Genomic DNA, 20,732 nt, shown 5'->3' on the forward strand with positions numbered 1-20,732 from the left:
GCCACGAACCGACCTCGTCCTCAGACACCGAACTCCGACGCCCGAACGTCCCCGCATCCGAACCACTACCGTCCGACAACCGGTCACCATCACCGCTGACAGAGCCGATACCGGTCAGCCACGACTCGACCCGATCATCGGATTCAACCCGACTGCTGCTCCCGAGCCTCTCCACATCCCAAACATCATCAGCCGACGACTGGGCCCCATCACCGCTGACAGGGTCGAACTGATCACCGGAATCAACCTGACTGCTGCTCCCAAACGTCCCCACACCCCAACCGTCATCACCCGACGACTGGGCACTATCACCGCTGACAGAGTCGACACTGGTCAGCGGCGAGCCGAACCCGTCATCGGACCCGACCCGACTGCTGCTCCCGAGCGTCCCCGCATCCCCACCATCATCCGACGACTGGGCACCATCGTCGCTGACAGCGTCCAGCCCATCGTTCGCGTTAGTGACCAACGCACTCAGCTCGGCTGCCGCAGCAGACTCCCCTGATCCCTGATCCTCCGGTCGCGGAACCGCACCTGGCTCCGGACCCGCGCCCGCACTTATGTGCGCCAGCCGGCTCATTTGGCGCTGCAGCTGTGCACGCAGTTGCACCCAAGCTGTTCGATCATTCGGGGAATTCAGGATCTTATGCGCCATCAGCTCCCGAGCCAGCTGATACTCCCGAAGCGTCGGGCCCAAAATGCTGTCCGCGCGATCAAACACCTCGGCCCGCGTGTCCGAGTCAGCCTCCGCCAACGAGGTGGTGGTCGCGTCCTCGTCCCCATGAGCATTGCGGATGGCGTTGCCGAACAACGTGTCCAGTGCTCGCTGCGCGGAATCCCTTGTGACGCCGTAATCCTCCGGCGGTGCCTGCCGCATGAGCTGGTCGGGATCGACGACCGACCTGGCGGCGAACCGCTCCATCACGGGCGTCATCACATTGCGGTTCTCGCGGGCGATGTTCGCCAACCCGTCCAGCATCACGTTGTGGGCCGGCTGCGACTGCCGCAGTTCCCCGCGGCTCGCGTCGAGCGGCGGGAGCACGCGGCCCAACGCCCGGTGCCGCCAGTGCTGCGCCTCTTGCGCCGGCAACGTGCGCAATTCCCGCGCATGCCAGGCGACGGTCCGAGCTGTCGGCCCGCCTTCCATGAACCGATCGACGCCATGCGCGACGACGTCGGTCCACATCCTGGCCAGCACCGCATCGGCCGCCTCCGGACCGTGCCGCAGGCCTGCGTCGGCAACCGCGTCGACCATCCCGTCGTGCAATGCCGACCACTGCTGGGCTGTGTCCGGGGACAGCACGCCCCGCTGCTCGACTCCCAGCATCTCCCGGGCCTGCTGCCGCCAATCCCGTGCGGCGTCGCCGTGCTCGTCCAGGGACTGCCGGGCCTGGTCGAACGCTGCCCGCCACCGGTCGGACAGCTGCTGCAACGCCGCCGCGTCCGGGGAATCGGTTTCGTAGTGCGGCGCTCCCGATTCGGTGTACTGGGGCGACTCCGCGGTCTGCTCGTAGTCCGGGAGGCCACCGTGCCCCGGTTCCTGCCACTGCTGGAACCGCTGATCCAGCCAGTCTCCCCGCTGGTGCTGCAGCAAGCCTTCGAAGCCGAGTTCCGCGGCGTTGCGGCCCTGCAACAGGGCCGTCCGCATCCCGCCCAGTCCCGATTCAATGCGTTCCCGTTCTGCGGGCTCGGCCGTCTCTGGCAGGTCGTGCAGCTCGGCGGCCAACGGTGCGAGGGCGAGCGCCATCTCGTCGCGAAGTTCGTTTAACTGTTTCCCGGTGATGCCCACCGACCACGTCGTGGCGCCGTCGACTCGGCCTTCCGTGAGCTCCACATCCTGCGGCGCGAGCGGCCCGAGGCGCCGTTTGGCCTCGGCCAGGATGCTCGCGCGGTCTTCTTCGCTGCGGTTGTCCAGGGCGCGCTGCCCGGCTTCGACGTCGGTCGCCCAGGAACGCCGGAACTGCTTCACCCGCTCCTGGAGGTGGTCCGAAGCGGCGTTGTACCCGATGCTGTCCCAACGCCGGCTCGGTCCGTCTTGCCAGTCCGCGCCCCAGCCCTCGCCGTGGGCCGCGGGGACCGGGCCATTGCGCGTCCAGGTCCGAATTGCCTCGGCCTCTTGCCGGAAACCGGTGGTGGCACGCCACGCATGCTCTTCGACGCTGTCGCGCGACCTCCGCAGCAGGTCGTTTCGCACCCTGCGCAGTTGCTCGGTCACGTGTTGCTCCGCCTGAGCCCGTTCCGCACTGCGGGGGCGCTGCCGCAAACTCGCCAGTTCCCGGTTCAGCATCGTTTCCCGCTCTCGCAGGTCGAGAATGCCGAAGTCTTTCTCGATGTCGATGCGTGAGTGGTCCAGTTGCGCGGCCAGCACCGTGACCAGGTCCCGATGCAGCGCTTGCTGCGTCGCAGCGTCCGGTCCGACTCCTGGCACCACCTCCGGCGGCTCGCCCGCCAGGATGGTCGCCCTCTGCCGCAACGCCGCCAGCGCGGCGGCGCGGCCGTCCCGGGCGATCTGCACCAGCGTCCTCTTGGCCCCCTCGATCACATCGCCGCGACGCTCCTGGAAACGCCGCTGGAGTCCGGCGAGTTCGCCGTCCGCCCGGTTCAGCGCACCGAACTCCTGCGACATCCGCTCGGCCGTGGATTCGACGTGCTCCGGGAGCAGCGTCGAGGCGACCTCGTCCACCAGCACCCGCAACGCGGGCCCCGGAATGTCCGCCGTCGACCACCCATCCGCCGAATCGGTCAGCAACCCCTCGGCACGCACACGCAAATCCTCGACCACACCCGAGCCGAACCGGTCCCCGATCGCATCGAGCCGCGCCGCGGCCACGTCCGGCTCGATTCCGGTGGACTCCAGCAACTCCCCGGCCAGCGCATCGGCCAGCTCGGGATTCTCGGCCACCTGCGCAGGGGCGTCCATCGCGGTCGACAATGCCGCCAAAGAGCCGCCCAGCACCTCGGCCTGCTCCCGCGCCTGCGCCTCGACGCCGTCGAACTGCGACGCGACCGCCGCTTCCATCCGCTGCCACAGCTCGTGCTGTTCCCGCGGGGTGGGGCCCCGATCCGGCAGCGGGTCGGGCCGCTCGCCGAGCAGCGACCTCGCGTGCTCCGTGTTCCGGGCGAGTTCGGTCGCTCGGAACTCCCGCACTGCCGACGACTCGACGTCCTGCGGGAGCAGCGTCGAGGCCACCTCGTCCACCAGCACCCGCAACGCAGGCCCCGGAATGTCCGCCGTCGACCACCCATCCGCCGAATCGGTCAGCAACCCCTCGGCACGCACACGCAAATCCTCGACCACACCCGAGCCGAACCGGTCCCCGATCGCATCGAGCCGCGCCGCGGCCACGCCCGGTTCGACCTCCGCGTCCCTCAGCAATTCCCCGGAGAGCGGTCCAGCGAGTTCGGGTTCCTCGGCCACCTGCCGGGCCGCGTCCATCTCGGATGCCAGCGCGGACACCAGGCTGCCCAGCATCTCGGCGTGTTCCCGCGCCTGCGTCTCGACTTCGTCGGACCGCGACGCCAGTGCCGCTTCCACCTGCTGTCGCAGCTGCTGCTGATCGCGCGGCGAAAGATCCCGGCCGGCCAGCGGGTCGCGCTGCTCGCCCGGGTCGGTGAGTTCCTGCAAATGCCGGTCGCCCTGGCCGAGTTCCGCGCTCCACCGGTGCTCGAATTCGGTGCGCGCGCGGTTAAGTCCATCGCCCGCCTGGGCTGTCTCCCGACGCTCGTTGGCCTCCGCGAATGAAAGGTCAATGGAGACCCGCTCCACCCCGTCGTGGTTGAACCACGCCTGAAGGTTCTTGCGCAGCGAGGCGGTCTGGTTCCAAAAGACCCCGCTGGCCCGCTCGCGCGCGATCACGTCGCGCAACTGGGCGTACGCCTCGGCCCGCTCACGCGCCGCGGGCTGCCCCTGGTCGGTCTCCACCAGCGGCCCCAGGAGCAATTCGGCCTGTGTGCGGAACCGCTGCTGCAGGGACGCGGGCATGCGGTGCCAGTTCGGTGGCTCGTTGCCAGCCAGCTGCTGCAGGCTCGCGCGCGCCTTCGCCGGCGTCATATCCGACCGGAAGCCATCGTCGGGGACCGAGTCGCTGTCGGAATCGTAGTGGGGGTCTTCGGCGTTGGTCTCCGCGCTTTCGGAGTCAGGCCGGCCTTCGCGCGACTCTTCCGCCGGGGCGTCCTGCTGGTGTTCGCCCGGCTCCGAAACGGTTTCCGCGGCTTGCTCCGGCGGCGAGCCGAACCGGTCGCGGATCGAGCCGAAGTCGTCCCTCGCTCGGGCAGCGAGATCATCGGCGAAGTTCTGCAATGCGGCGCCGTCGGATTCCGGACGCCCGTCGGCCCAGGCCGCGGCGGTCAGCGCGTCCAGCTGGTGATAGGGACGCCCGACCGCGAGCGCCAGGTCGTCCAGCACCGCTCGCTCCGCCGGGGAGTGCTCGGGCTCCGGCGAGATGCCGAGTTGGTCGCGGCCCCGGTCGCGCCAGCGCTGCTCCAGGTCGGCGGCGACGCGGTCCAGGCCGTCGCGCGCCTCGGCGAGCGCCGCCGCGGAATCTTCCCGGAACCGGCCGAGGTTTCCGTCCCCTTCGGTGTCGAACGCGTTCTGGGCGAGCAGTTCCTGATAGGAGTTGCGAAGGTCGTTGGCCAGGTTCGTGGCGTCGTCGTGGACCGGCCAGCCCAGCCGCGCACCGGGGTCGGACTGGGAAATCCGGTGCGCCACCCGGTCCACCAGTTCGGCGCGCAACTCCTCGGCACGCTGCCGCGCCGGCCCGGTGAGCGCCGATTCCCGCTCGGTGATGTCCAGGTCTCCGAGCCGCAGCGTCTGCGCCGCGGAGCTCCGCAAGCCCCGAATCGTCATCTGCAACGCGGCCGTGGCCCGGTCCACCTCGGCGCGCCACGGAGTCTCCGACCAGAACCGGTCGATCGGGTCGTCCGTGTGCTCGGATGCCCGGTAGTTCCCGGTGTCCGCGTGGGCGGCTGAGGTCGCGACGGGCCCTCTCGACGAACTCGATTCGCGACGCGCCACCTGCTCGGCCTCGGGGAGCTGCGACCCGGCCCGCGCCTCGGATCCGCCGCGCCCGGATTCGGAGTCGGCCGGCGACTCGGCATCGTCAGACGACGTGCCGGGTGCGCCGCCCCAGAAGTCCTGCATCGCTTGCGCGTCCACGACCTCCGACACCGACGACTCAGCGGTGGAATTCGCGCCCGTTCCGGATTCAGCCTCCTGACCCAGCGGCGTTGTCGGCGCTCCGCCCAGCAGGCCCTGTTTGTCGCGCAAATAATCCAGGCCCAGCCGCTCCGCGAGCCACACCAACTTCTCGGGGACCTTCTTTTGGACGTCACCACCGCTTCGGTACTCGCCCACCAGGATGTGATCCACCAGGCGGAGTCCAGCCTCGCCGTACACACCGCCGATGGCCGCTCGTGAACCGGTCTTCTCCCGAGCCAGCAGCTTGTTCACATCGTCCCACTCCGCGGCTAGCCGCGGATCCGCCTTCACCTTCCCTGGGTACAGCTTGGCGACACTGCCCAACCATTTGATGTCCTGCTTTTTGAGCAGGTTAGGCACAGCTTCCAACGCGGCACTCCTCAAGCGCCCATCGCCGCCAAAGTAAGCCCGGGCGGGGTTGCTGCGACCCGTGAGATTGCGCAGCTGGCTGCTCGTGAGGCCGTTGATGATCTGCACGAGGTCGCCGAGTCGCTCCAGCCGCACCGACACCGGCAATTCAAGCAACTGCGCCACCCGCGGCAACCGGCTATCCAGCCACTCGGCCTGCTCCGGTCCACCCAGAAGAGTCACAATGTCTGTCACTGTCCGCTCAGGGACGTCCCGCGGCAAAACAGACGCTCCGGAACCGTCTGTGCCGCTGGTCCCTATCAGGCCCACACCATCGGCAACCGAAGCACGTAGACCGCCCAGCTGAGCCCACCAATCCAGGTCTGCGGCTGCGCCAGCCTTCACCTCCCGCGACAGCTTCGAATCGGGATCGATCCGTTGGCCATTCACATCAATCGCGTGCAGGTAGTAGTGCGCCCGGTCTTCCTCAAAAAAGTCACCAGACTCCGGGAAATCCTGTACCCGGTTGCCCGCCACATATTCCGCCTGCGGGGGACTCTGCGAGCCTTTCGGCGGCACCCTCAGCACGAAGAAATGAGCTCCGGGCCTCGAGTCCGCCGTCTTCTGCATGAACTCACGCACGGCATCGGGGTCACCAATCAGCCGGGGATGCGGGACACGACCCCCGGTGGCCTCCTGGAACCGATCACTCGCAGCACTGCCCACAACCCGCCGCAACACACCGTCGGCCAGCACCTCGCCCGCCGTGTGGAGCTTGCCCTCGATCTGGTTCAGCAACCGACGGGCCGCATCACGGTCCGGGGCAGGGCTTGGGTCAAGGATTTCGATCCCTGACCGCTCCAGCATGGCCTTCGCATCCTCGTTGCCGAGCAGTACCTGAACAACGAAGTAGTGGACCGACGCCCTCAGCGGACCCTCGGATCCATTATCGACACTTCGCAATCTAACCAACTCGAAAACCCGGTCAGACTCAGGCGGGAACTCGCCCCCCTTCGTGGCGTCTGCCCACGCAAGACGGCGCGCCGCCTCCCGTATCCCCTCCACGCTCCACACCAACGGCTCCAACCGCGCTGGCTGATTGAGGAGACCGTCCGCGATAGCCCCCAGAACAGCCCGGCGCAGCTTCCCGGCTTCTTCCAACGAGATCAGGCCGTGCCCCCCCAGCCATTCCCACACCTCGTGCTCGCTGGCGCCGGTCACCTCGATTGCTCGAGCCGGACCGAGGTAACGCACCAGCTCCGGAACCAAAAGCCCGCCCCCCGCAGCCTTCCACAACTTCGGCTTGTGTTTCCCTGTGAACTCCTCGCCGAATCTGAGGCGCCATCCCCCCAGCCACTCCCCAATGGTGGACTCGCTGAGGCCGGTCACCTCGGCTGCTCGACCCGGGCCGCCGACGGAGTCCACCAGATCCTTAACCGAGAAATCGAGAGAAGCCGCTCCGGTTCCGGCAACGTGGTCCACCACGTCAGCAAGAGTCAGGGCCCACAAATCCTTCTGCTCCAGCAGGATGCCGGGAAGCGTCCTGGCTGATGGGAGATCACCGTGGCCTGGCGCTTCTGGTGAGCCAAGCTGCCCCCGCTCGGCGAGCCGATCGGCCATGACGACGGACATCGTCCGCAACCGGGCGGCCAGCGCGACCGTCCGCTCCGGCCCGCCGACCGCCGCGACAATCGTGTCGAGCAGGACCCCGCGCAGTACCGCACGATCGCCGGGACGGATGAAGCCGTAATACCAAGGAGACTTGGAATTGGGGTGGTGCCAGGAACTCACGATGTCCTCGGGCACACCGATCGCCTGGGCGATGTTCGGGATCGAACCGAAGAAGTGCTCGAGGTAGTGAAGCTCACGACCTTCGAGGGCGTGGGCCAGCTCGCGCAGCACGTCCAACTTCCGCTTGCTGGGCTGGCTGGCAGGCTGCGGTGCCGGACCGCCGGTGTCTGGCGTCTGCCACCGGATGCCGGGCTCGCTCTCGGCGATCGCCCAGACCACAGCCACGCGTCGCGCCATATCCGGATCCGGTTGGGCACCGGGTGGCGTGGGCGTGTCAACACTGGACACCCCACCATCGAAGAACGCCGGCAGGCGCGGGCCCGGGACAGAAGCGATGTGATGCCACAACTGACCGAGCCCACGCACCTCCGCCGGAAGACCGATGGACTCCCGATAGTCGTCGCTGAGCGTCGCCACCTTCGCCGTCAGCTCCGCGACCCGATCCCGGCCACCAAGCCAGTCCACCACCTGCCGAAGCCTGCCCGCGTAGGTATCCGCGCTGGTCGTGTCACGCCCATCGTCGACCCAACTCCCCTCAAGACGACCGCCGCGGCTGCCGGCCAGGCTCATCATGAACTCACCCAGCGCGTGCAACCGCTCCTGGTACCACGGACCGTCCGGCACCAGGTCTTCGACCAGTCTCTTGACCGCCTCCCGCCCGCCGAACTTGCTGACCACCGACCCGATGATCGCCCGGCGCAACGCCCCGGCATGCCAGTCCTCGGGCAGGTGGGACCACATCCGCCACACCCGCGCCGTGAGTTCATCCACCCCCAACACCTGAGCCAGATACTGATTCCAGCGCACCCCCGGGTTAACCAGCCCCATCAGCTCCGCGGGCCCATACCCATCCAGGACCGCGAACAACCCACCCCACTCCACATCACGACCCCGAAGCCACAACCCCTGATCAGCCACCCCGTAGGCCACCCCACCACCAATCGGATCCACCACATGCACGTAAAACTCATCCTGTTCCAGCACCGAATCGTCATCCGACGGGAAAAACGCACGCCGCAAGTCCTCCAGCCGCCCACCAGCACTCGGTTCCTCCCCCTCCGCATACTCCCCCCGCACGTACCAGGCATCCACCGCCTCCTCCGATGGCATGCCTTCCGCCGCGAACGGCAACGCGAAAACCCTCGAAAGCTGCGTCCTCTTCCGTTTCCGCACCACCAGCGCATGACCCAACACGCCCTGCCGGTCCAACCACTCCAAGTACGCCTGGACATTACGACCATCAACATCAGCGAACAGTGGTTGCGCGTCCTGTCCAGTCGCCGCCACAAAAGCGGTAACCGCCGCGCTCCCCTCCCCATCAGGAATCCTCGCCAGATCCGCCGAGCCCAGCACACGCCCACCCGCCACCTCATACACCGGCACACGTGTGTTACCCCGCATGTACCAGGTCTCGCCCCGAGGGGTTTCGGAACGCTCGCCCGTCCACGCATCGAACCAGGACGCCCACTTCGGATCCGCCGGCCGCCCCAGCGGCCTCAGCGTGCCGAAGGGCAAAGTGCCACGCAAATCCTTCAGCCGCTGCCACAACGCTGGCCGTACCGTATTTTCGAACTCCTCCTCATCGAAGTCGCTCTCGGCGTCATCGCTCTCCGCATCCTCAGCGGACTCCGACCGTGTGTCCTCAACGGTCTCCGGCCCCGGATCGCCAGCGGACCGCATGTCCCCACCCTGCTCCGGCCCCGCGCCCGCACTCACAGCCGCCGCCAGGCGACTCAGACGACGCAATCTCTCCAGAAACGCCTGAGCATCCTCTCTATTATCCCCATTCGTCAGCAGCCGATGTGCGACCGCATTCCGCAATTGATCATCCTGCACTCCCGGGAAGTCATACTGCATTCCCGGGAAGTACTGGTCTACCTTATCCAACGCGTATTGCGGTAACACACCGTTCGCTGTCGCGAAAATTCCCCCCAATTCCCGTATCGCGTAATTTCGGCGCCAATCCCGCAACTCCTGAACAGCAGCGGCAGCTTCCGCTACCCGGCTGCGGATCGTTTTGAGACGCGCGCGCTCTTTAAGATTCAGCCACCTGGCGATCTCGACGTCATATTTGTGCCACAGTTCAGCGCTTGCCTCCACGTCCGCCAAAATCTGCCGCAGAGAATACGCCTTAGCTTCCAAATCGGAGATCAGCTTCTTCTTGGCTTCAGCACGAATTTCACTGCCCCATGTTGCCCCTCTATTGAACAGATCCCCCAATTTATCCTTGGAGTAATCCTCGCGAAGCGCTTCCTCAAGCGCCTCGGTTTGCAGCATGCGTTCGACAGCATCATTGCGCAGCAAACCACTAAGCGCCTTGCCAACCGCCGCGCGTCGCGAATTAATCTGATTCCCGTTAGGAACATTGTCTCCAGGCTCAGGGTCCACCGTGGCGGAAAGCAAGTCGTCGGCAGCCTTCGAGTCCGCACCGCCGCTCAGGTCACCAGCCAGGTAACAGACCAGTTTCCACCGCAACTCCTGCACCTGCTGATCATCCCGCGGATTCTCCATCAACTGTTGCAACTGCTGATCATCCCGCGTCATCAACGCGTGTGCCATCACATCCCGGAAGGGCTCCGACTCGTAAAGGGGCCCCAAGACCTTCTCCGCGGCAGCATACAAACGGTCCACGCGGTCGACGGCCAACTGCCGCAGCGCCCGACCGGCATCCGCAAATGCCTGCATTATCGAGCTAACCTGAGAATCAGCGTCCAGCCCTGGATCGAACCTGGGCACCACCGGGACGGCAACGGACCCAGTCTCCGCCTGGGTGCCAGCACGATCTGCGTGCCAACGCGCCTCGTCCGCTTTCGCCTTCTCGAATACGTCGGGAGTCAAACCACTCACCGCCACGCCGATGTCAGGGTCACCGGCCAGGTAATCGGCCAGTTCCGCTCGCACCGCCTGGGCACCGCGCAAATCGCCCGGATGCTCACGCAACCAGTGCGCCAGTACATCCCGGAACCGCCCCGACGCCTTCAGCGGCCCCAGAATCCCGTCCGCATCAGCCAACAACCGGTCCACAGCATCAGGATCAGCGGTCTCGCGCCACTCACGCAGCTGCGCCACGGCCCGCCCGTGCCGCTCGCCCCAGACCAAACCATAGAATTCTCGAAGGAACTTTTTGGTGCCCGCCACATCCCCCGGATTACTCAGCATGTGGTGCGCCACCACATTCCGGATACCCTCATCGCCTACAAGAGGCCCCATACGCGCCTGCACGGCAGCCATCACACCGTTTATTGGCAGCGTCTCCTCTGGCAGCCCCTGCCGACGCATCCTCTCCAGCCCAGCGTTCGCCTTACTGATCAACGCACTCAGCGCGGCCGCCGCCAAATACTCCTCGACCTGCCGCACCTCCTCCAGCTTCGAGTCGAGGCTATGCAGCTCCTCCGGGGTCCAGCGTTCCCACTCTGCCACCTCCCGCACAGCAGCGACCTGGGCACGCACATCCGGACGGAAATCCGCCGGCAACGCCGCCAAATGCTCCTCCATACGCCCAACCAACCCCGCCAACTCAACAACCACAGCCGGCCTAACAACCTCAGCCGACGCACCCCCCGGCACACTCCCGACAGCAGACCCACCAGCAGACAACGCCGCAGCCTGCCCCTCCCCAGACACACTCTCGCCTTCCCTGACCTGTTCACGCCTTAGACCGTCATCCGCAATCTCGGCCAACTCCGCCTGCACCGCCTCGATACGCCCCCGCAGCCCCTCCCACTCACCCCGCACACCTGCAAGCAACTCACTCCGCACAGCCGCAAGGTCCTCCGGCAACGCATCCCGATTCGCCTGCAGACCCCCTTTCCACTCAGTCAACGCCTCCAACGCCGCCTGCCGAGCCTGAAGCTCCTCCAGCGCCCCCCGCAACCGCACCACCCGCAAATCCCGCTCCTCATCGGGGCTCCTACTCTCCACCTTCGCCTTCTGCGCCTTCTGAGCAGTAAGCTGCTCCAGCGACGCCTCCAACGCCGAAAGCCGCGCCTCGAGGGCCTCCCTCTCCCTCTCCCTCTCCTTTTGTGCCGCAAACGTGTTCCTCGGGCTTAGGCCTGGCCTGCCCGACTCCTCCGGTCCCGCTCCGGCCCGGATGCTCAGCCCGCTGCCCCGCGTACCCAGCCTGTCCGCCAACGCCCGGGAAAACTCCACAACCTCGTCCCGGCGATTCCGACCGACCTCGTGGTACTTGGCCGCGACCAGCGCCACCACCTGGTCCAACGACAAGTCGGCATCCCCAAGCAACTTCCGGTGGTCATGCGTGCCCTGCACAATCCCCCGCGCCGCGTCCTCGTCCTCACGGGACCAGCCCGCCCGCCCCAGCCGGCCGACCGCGCGGCGCAAATCCGCCACCGACGACTCCAACGTCGACAAGCTGCCGTCCAAGTCGCCCGACGCAGGCCAAGACTCCGACACGTCCGAATCCGACGATGCCTCCGATGAGTCATCAGCCAAGGACTCCTCGTCGGACCGTGCACTCCGACCGCCAGGCTCCGGCGATTCACTGGAGCGGTGCGACGGTGCAGACTCCTCCGGCGCGTCGTGAGGAGTTTCGGACGTCGCCGTATCAATCGGCGAAGGCGTGGTGGTGGTGTCGCCGCCGACGGGCTCGTTCAGGTGCGCGGGGTACACCCCCTCGCCGAGCAGCACGAAGGGGTCGTCGTCGATCTCAATCAGCCTGCTAGCGGTCTCCGGCAGTTCCAACCGGACATCGCCGTGCTCGTAAAACGCCTCCAAGGTGACCGAGTGCACCGCACCGGCGAGGTCGGGCCTCGACGCGATGAACGACACCACGGCGTTCCACAGCAGGTCACGCTGCGGATGCGCATCGATGGTCCGTCGCACGGCTGTCAGGTGCAGATCACCGTCGCGGTTGCTCAGCAAGTCGCGGGCCAGGGTTTCCACGACCGCCTTCGCCACGAACAGGGCGTCCTGCCTTCCCGAAGACAGTTGCGGTTGCGTCGCGGACTCGGGCCCCCAGCTGAGGGCGCCGCCCCGCTCGATTCCCGAGATCGGCGGGAGATGGTGCTTGTCGCGATACTCGAGTACCTGCGCGAAATCGTTGAACAGCCCCGGCCCGGTCCGGAACAACACGCTGTTGCGCGTCGCGTTACCGCCCGGCTGCCGGAAGTCCGCACCAAGCAATGCTTCCGGAAACAGCTCGACCTGCGTCGCGTCATAGTTCCGCGCCTGGAGGCTGATCCACACCTGGGCCGCCCGGTGTCTCTTGGGCATCACCCACGCGTCGTTGTTCGGATCGTCTCCGTCCACTCCCATGTTGACCGCGTAGGCGGCCCGACTGTTGACCGCGCTGAACAGCCGATCGACGTCGGTCACGTGGTTGTCCGAGTCGAGATACGCCCCGCCGAAGCGCTTGAGGACCGACATCCGAACGTTGTCACTGGCGGCCGCCCAGCCTGGACCGTCCAGCTTGAGCATTTCGGTTGCGGTCGCTTCGGCCAGATCGAACGGTGTGTCAGCGTTGGACACCTCCGCCAAGCTGACTGGGATGACGCCGCTTTCCTGTGTCCACCGCACGAAATCCCAGACCGCGGTCAACGGATCGGCCGGATCGGTGGGCTGCCGCCTGATGGCTTCCTCCACGCGAACGCGTGGAAGGTTGACAAACAAGAACGTGGGAGCCTGCGATGCACTGATCTCCAGGTTCTGCCGGAACGCATCCGACAGTGGCGCACCGAAGAACCATACTGAATGCACCACCTTCGGCGTTTCCAGCTGAGCCGGCAGTGGCAGGTGGATCCCTGCCGGCGCCCAGTCAATCCGCTCACGATTGGAGAGCTTCCTGGTCATCACCTGCACGTCGCCTTGCAGCGCATCCGGCCGCATGGCATCCCACGTCGGGCGGCTCTTCCTGAGGTCCAGACTTTCGAGCACTGCGATGCCCTGCGCGGCACTCAGATTCGAATAGTCCTCCCCGTAGTCATGCCCGCGGAGGAAGTCCGGCGCAGGTTCCGGTTGGCGCAGGTTGAACAGGTTCGGTCCGAGCGAAGACAGTCCCGAAGTGTTCACTGAGTCGGCCGGATCCGCCGCGTCGCGGTGCAGGTCGGCAACCAGCTCCTCGTATGAGGAGTAGGGACGGTCGGAATCTGGCTGCGGCGTAGGCGAATGCACCGATCCCTGCTTTGGCGTCGCCTCCGGACGCCGGACATCATCCTCAGGGTCCTCCTGCCGATCCGCGCCAGGCTCTTCCTGGTCGGTTTCCCTGCGCTCTCTCTCACCAGACCCCAACCCCGCCAAATCACGAAGCTGCTCACGCATCCGGTCCAGCTCCGCATTCCGCTCCGGGGAATCGGGGTTGTCGGACCGGCCCGTCGTTGTATTCACATCAGCCGACCGTGGCAGCCCGCCAGCCGGCTCCGGCCCGGCCCCGGCGTGGATGGCCAGCCCACTGCCCCGCGTACCCAGCCTGTCCGCCAACGCCCGGGAAAACTCCACAACCTCGTCCCGGCGATTCCGACCGACCTCGTGGTACTTGGCCGCGACCAGCGCCACCACCTGGTCCAACGACAAGTCGGCATCCCCAAGCAACTTCCGGTGGTCATGCGTGCCCTGCACAATCCCCCGCGCCGCGTCCTCGTCCTCACGGGACCAGCCCGCCCGCCCCAGCCGGTCGATCTCCCCCTGCAAATCCGGCGCCAACGACTGCTCTCGCACCGGCGGTCTTCCCGACGCTGCCGAGCCAGCCGGAACAGCACGGGGATCCTGCTGCAGCACGCTCTGGAAAGCACCGGCAAGAGCATGTAGATCGAATGCCGCACCCTGCGCAGAGCTCCCGGAGTCATCGATCGCCGGGTCACCCACCACAGCCCCGGTAAACGCCGACTGCGGAGCCTCCACGGTCTCCGAGCCCGCACCGCCAGCGGACTGCGGCAGCATGTCCCCACCCGGTCCCGCACCCGCACTCACAGCCGTCGCCATGACCGTCAAACGATGCAGTCGCCCCAAAAACGCCTCAGCGTCCGCTTTCCTGTCACTATCAGCCTCTTCACTAATCCCATTCGTCAGCAGCCGATGCGCGACCGCATCCCGCAATGGCTTCTGCGTTTGCTTCGGCATTGGCCCGACGTACCGTTCTACGGCACGCAACGCGGCGTCCACACGATCTCGACCGAGATCAACCACCTCCACCATTGCTAACCCGTATTCACCGTCCGCGAGAAGCTCCCACAATTTCCCTCTCGCGTCATTTCGGAACCCCTGAACATCAGCGATGACTTCCTCTGCCCGACGACGGATCATTGCGACAGGCACCCGTTTAATATTCAACCACTGCTGGATCTTGGCTTCATATTTGCTCCGCAGGTCAGTGTTTGCCTCAACATCCTCCAAAATCTGCCGCAGAGAATCCACCGCAGCGTTCAAATCGAGTGTCAGCTGCTCCCTCAAAGGATCAAGAACCTCCTGAGCCCATGTATGACCTCTCTTGAACCGAGGTCCCAAATCGCGGGCGAAGGAACCCCCGCGGAGCGCGTCCTCAACCGCCTCACCTCGCAGCACCCCATTGATGGCATCCTCGTCCCGCAAACCACTCAGCGCCGCGCCAATCGCCACGCGCCGCCAATACATCTCCTTGCCTTTAGATTGCTTGCCTTCAGCGGTCAGCGTGGCGGAAAGCCAGCCGTCGGCAACACCCGGCTCCGCACCACCATCCAGGTCACCAGCCAGGTAACGGACCAGTTTCCACCGCAAATCCCGCACCTGCTGATCAGCCTGCGGATTCTCCATCAACTGTTGCAGCTGCTGATCATCCCGCGTCATCAACGCGTGTGCCATCACATCCCGGAAGGGCTCCGACTTGTAAAGGGGCCCCAAGACCTTCTCCGCGGCAGCATACAAACGGTCCACGCGGTCGACGGCCAACTGCCGCAACGCCCTACCAGCATCCGCCAACATCCGCTTTACCGAACTAGCCCGATAAATAAGGCTCAATCCCGGATCATCAACAACACCCCCACGCATCGCGACGGCAACGCCCCCAGCCTCCACCTGGTTCCCAGCACGAACCCCCGCCTGCCAACGCGCCTCTTCCGCTTTCACCTCCTCGAACGCCTCGTGAGTCAAACCACTCACCACCATGCCAATGCCAGGGTCCCCAGCCAGATAACCGGCCATTTCCGCTCGCACCGCCTGGGCACCGTGCCAGTCACCCGGATGCTCGCCCAACCAGTGCGCCAGCACAGTCCGGAACCGCTCCGACACCTTCAACGGCCCCAAAATCCCGTCCGCAGCAGCCAACAACCGGTCCACAGCATCACGACCAGCGATCCCCGCCCACTCACCCAACTGCGCCGCGGCCGTCAACCAATGAAGCCTTTCCTGCAACTCCTGGACGCCCTGGGAATCGTCCGGATGACTCAACATGTAATAAGCCAACACATTCACGAGACCATCATCGCCCCCAAAAACCACTCCCACCTCACGCGCCCGCATATCAGAAATCAGACCGTCTACGCCTACGCCAACATCCACCCCGCGTACGCGAACTTGCCGCCCCTCATCCCGCATCCTCTTCAACCCAGCCTCCGCATTAGTGATCAACGCACTCAGCTCAGCCTCCGCCTCAGACTGCCTTGACCGGCCCGCTACCTGAGCGGACTCACCAGCAAACGAAACCTGTCCCCCAGCAGACAGTGCCTCAGCCCGCCGCCGCGCAGCCTTCCTCTCCCGAGACTTACGCTGGTCTTCCGCGTCCTGGTCGCGCAACCGCTGATCCACCGCCTCAAGCCCGTTGTACTCCGCCCGCACCGAGTCGATACTCTTCTGCAGCGCCTCCCGCTCCCTCCGCCCAGCCGCATCCAACGCCGGCACCCCCGCCAACTCAGCCTGCCTAGCATTTAGACCCTCCAGCGACTGCCGCAACTCCCCCATCCGCGCACGCCGCACAGCCTTATCGCGGTCCCGACGCAGATTTCGTTTTGCTTTCGGGGCCGGCTGCGCTCCCCCCGCAGAGCCCGACACAACATCCGACGAAGATCCCGACGCACCACCACCCCCTGCCTGAACCCCCGGTCCCGGAACCACACCCGGCCCCGGACCCGCACCCGCACCGATATGTGCCAGCCGACTCATCTGGCCCTCCAGCTGTGCACGCAGTCCCGCAGCCGCTCCGTCATCATTCGGGAACCTCAGGAACTGACGCGCCATCAGCACCCGAGCGCTCGGGTACTCCCGAAGCACCGGGCCCAAAATGGCGTCCGCACGCACAAACGCCTCGTCCACCTCCTGCTGGCGGTCCTGCCGAGCCTCCTCCAACTCCCGCCGCGCAACCGCGTAAGACTCCACCAGATCAGGGTTCGCCTCACTGTCCACACTGGACGCGGATACTTGTGTGGTTTCCGCGGGATTGTTGTGTCCGGCCTCCCTCGGCTGCTGCAGCAGGTTGCGCGCGAGAGCCCGCAACAACACCTGCGCGGAATCCCGGTCGACTGTCTGCAGATCCGGCAACACCCGCAACGCTTCCGGACTACCGTTCATAAGATGAGCGGCAATCGTTATGAGGGCGTCGTGCCGCTCGTCTCTGCGCAATGCGGCGAGGAAAACCCTTTCCGGGTCGCGACCAGGAGCATCGACGAGGTCCTCATAGGTGGCGCGCACCCGTGCCCTCGCGTCATCGAGGTTCCGGGCCTCGCTGCGTTGTTCGGCCTCCTCAAACCGACTCGCAGCAACCGACAACCCCTCGAGCGACCACACCACCGCCGACTGGCCCCCGGGCATGGGCTTATAGTGCGGCTTCGCGCCCTGCCCCGGACCAGTCCCGGGCATCGTGTCCGGTTCACGGGAACCGCCCATGCCGAGCATGGGATCGGCGAATTCGAGGTGGATCTCCCGTTCCCGGCCCGCACCGTCGGGCTCGGCCTCGGCGAGGGAGGTCGTATCGGTCCGGTCGGACCCATCGGAGACCGCCGAGACGACCGAAGCCGCATCGGACTCCTCGGCGAGCAGGGCCCGCTCGTCGGAGTCCAGACCGTCCCGGTCGTCGGGATCGTTCGAGCGGGTCTTCTCGTCAACGACCTCCGGCGCAGTCTTCTCGCCACGATTCTCCGCCGCGGTCTTCTCCTCAACGACCTCCGCCGCGGTCTTCTCACTGCCAGTCGCCGGCAGACCCTTCCCACCCCAGCGACCAAACCAGTCCCGCGGATTCCACGAACGACCAAACCAGTCCCCCGGACTCCACGAACCAGCAAACCAGACCCCCGGATTCCACGACTTCGACGAACCCTGATCAGGCCGCACACCCAGCAACTCCGCCACCAACAACGCGATCCTGGGCGCCCGGTCACCCCGCCGAGGCTGACGAAGCAGCAACTCATACAAACCCAGCAACACTTCCGGCCCGTACTTGCCCGTCAACGCCAACTGATCAACCCGGCCACCCAAGATCGTGTTCAACCACATGAACGACGTGACCCCCGCGTCAGCCAACCGCAAATCCTTCTTCGGCTTCCCCGCATACGCCCGCAACTTCCCCGGCAACGCCCCCGGATCCCCCAACAACCCCGCATACACCCGCAAATCCGGATCAGCAGCCACCAACATCGCCAACAACTCACGCCGCGACCCCGGCCCCGAACCCGAACCCACACCCGGCCCCGGCGCCCGACCACCACCAACCTTCCCCACCACCGACGACGACTCCACCCGCGACGAGTCAGCACCGTCACCGACACCCGCGGCCGCCGTCACCTCCCGCACCCCACCAGAACCCGAACCATCACCGACCCGGCCCGGCATCCCCGGACCCACCGTCCCAGCCCTCAACGACGGCATCCCACCCGGCACACCGCGGCTCGACGACCCCGACCCAGCCGCCAACACACCCGGCCCACCAGACGTGCCCGACCCGGCGGTCGTCCCAGCCGACCCGGCGGACGTCCCACCAGGCGTGGCCGCACCCGCCCCCACCGGTGCAGAACCCGAGACGGCCGCCGCCGAAGTGCCCCCAGCCGCACCGGCCGTAACGGCCCCGGGGGCACCCGAGGTAGCCGCCGCAGGAACCTGCGAAGCCGGGGCGGTCGCCGGCGCCTGACCGGAACCCTGCCCCATCCCCGAAACAGAACCCGAGCCGGTACCGGCCACCGCGGCCGGGGCCTGAGCCGGTGTCGACGCTGCGCCGGTGCGGCCACCCTCGGTGCCAGAATCGACTGCGGCACGGGAAACGACCGGAACATCAACACCCCCCGACACCGACGCGCCGGTATCCATGGCGGCCGGGACACCAGAAGGAACCCGCGCCGACGTCGACTCGCCACCACCAGACTCGCTGGACTCGCGACCACCGCCCTGCGTGCTGGCCGACTCATCACCGCGTTCGCGACCAGGCACGCTGGCCGACTCACCGCCCCGTTCACGGCTACCACCAGACTCGCCGGTGAACTCGCGATGACCACCAGACTCATCACCGCGATCACGACCAGCCACACTGGCCGACTCGCCACCGCGCTCGCCGTTGGATTCACCACCGCGTTCGCTGGTGGATTCGAACCCGGGCTCCCGCACGCCATCGGGTTGGCGGGTGGGTTCGGCGCTCGGGTTGGCCCGGTTATGGGTGACAGCCTCGTCAGCGTTGAGTGCCTGCCCGGAGCCCGCACTGTGGGGTTCGGATTGCGCGGAGCCGCCCAGCCCGAACCCGTCGTTCCGGCTGGCGGAATGCGTGATGCCCTCGCCGGGAGTGCGATCGTCGGTGGCGCGTGACTGCAGCACGTGCTGCTGCCCGCCACCGGACTCTTCCCGGATGGCCTCGGACCGTCCCGGGTCACCCGGCGTGGCCGGGACCTGGGCATCCGGCATGGCCGGGACCTGGGCACCCGGCTGCCCCGGCCGCGACGCAACAGCACTCACCGGATCCACAACGGACTTGGTGTCCGACCCACCCCCGGCACCGACCCGCTCACCCGGCACACCCCGGCCACCAGAGGTTTCCCCACCCCCAGACACAGCACCAGAACCCTCGACAACACTGATGCGGCGAGCCTCGCCCACCGAGGCGGAACTGTGCTCGTCGCCGGGCTGGTACTGCCCGGCGCCCGGCAACACCACATCCCGGCCCCCACCAGAACCACCGGAATCGCCCTGACCAGAGGAACGGGCGGAAATAGCCGGTGGGACGCTTGTCCCGCCGGCCAACGACCCCAGCCCCGGGCCACCATCGCCACTGCCACTGCCGGACTCGCCGCTACCACTGCCGGACTCGCCGCTGCCGTAGCTGGACTCGCCGCTGCCGCCACCGGACTCACTGCCCGCGTCGTCCGCATCCTCACCACTGCCGTAACCGGACTCGCCGCTGCTACCTCCGGACTCGCTGCTGTCGCTGCCGGACTCGCTGCCGGCGTCGTCGGCGTCGGCGTCCTCGTCGCTGCCGTAGCCGCTGTCCGCATCCTCATCGCCCGGGACGTGCTTGTTGCCTTCCTGTTCCAACACCAGCCCGAGAAGACCCGCCCCCGCCTTCTCCCCCGCGATCTCAGCCACCGCCGAAGCCCCACCCGCAGTGAACGCCGCCGGATTGACCTCGAACTTGCCCTCCAAAATCCCGATCGCGACCGTCTCGGTAACGCCCTCATGCAGACCCTCACCACCAATCCGCGCCCACGGACTGGCAAACCACCCATCCACCGCACCCGCATCCCCACCCGCACGCTTCACCCAATCCCTGATCGCACCCTTCAACTTCGGCAACGCCCCCATCGCCCCGAACGACAACACCGACCCCACCGCCGCAATCACCGCAGCACTCTCGTAATGCTTCCCGTCATGCTCCTCCCGAGTACCCTCACCAATCTGGATCTGCTGAGCCAGCCACACCACACCCAACTGCTGCCCAAAACTCACCGCCAGCATCCCCAGAATCTCCACCGGAACACGCGGCACACTCGCCATCCGCCGCGCAATCCACGCCACAGCCTTCTCCACAACCACCCTGTGCATGAACGCCTGCGACATAAACCACGTCTGAACCCCCGGAACCCAAAACCACTGCACAAAAAACTCAAACTCAACCGCCAGCAACGCCAACTGAATCAACACCACCAGCTTAAGAAACTCCACCTCCATCGCGATCTGATCCAACGCATCAGCCATCGCATCAAAATGATCAGCCGCCGCATCCAAATAATTCGACGGCCCATCCACAAACGGCGCCATCCGCGCCGCAAACGCCCGCTCCGACGCCCCCGCAAAACCCGACGACCGAATCCCCTCCACCGCCGCCCGCGCATCCACCCGCAACCGCCGCAAACGCCCCGCATGCGACCGCCACACCACCGCCAACTCCCGCACCTTATCCTCATTAACAGGCGGCGGCTCATCCCCCGTAAGCCAATAGCACAGCTGGCGCTCAAACTCACTGAACATGATCGCCATAACTGCCCCTCTAGCTCACCTA

1 protein-coding gene is annotated in these 20,732 nt (G+C 66.4%); it reads right to left on the reverse strand.

Annotated elements, in window-relative coordinates:
• Positions 1–20,710 (reverse strand): WXG100-like domain-containing protein (locus BLW84_RS42540; protein ID WP_177227001.1); only part of this gene is annotated, 20,710 nt, incomplete at its 3' end.
• Between the last annotated feature and the right edge of the window lie 22 nt (positions 20,711–20,732).

It is taken from the genome of Saccharopolyspora shandongensis, from assembly GCF_900106995.1.
Classification (GTDB): domain Bacteria; phylum Actinomycetota; class Actinomycetes; order Mycobacteriales; family Pseudonocardiaceae; genus Saccharopolyspora; species Saccharopolyspora shandongensis.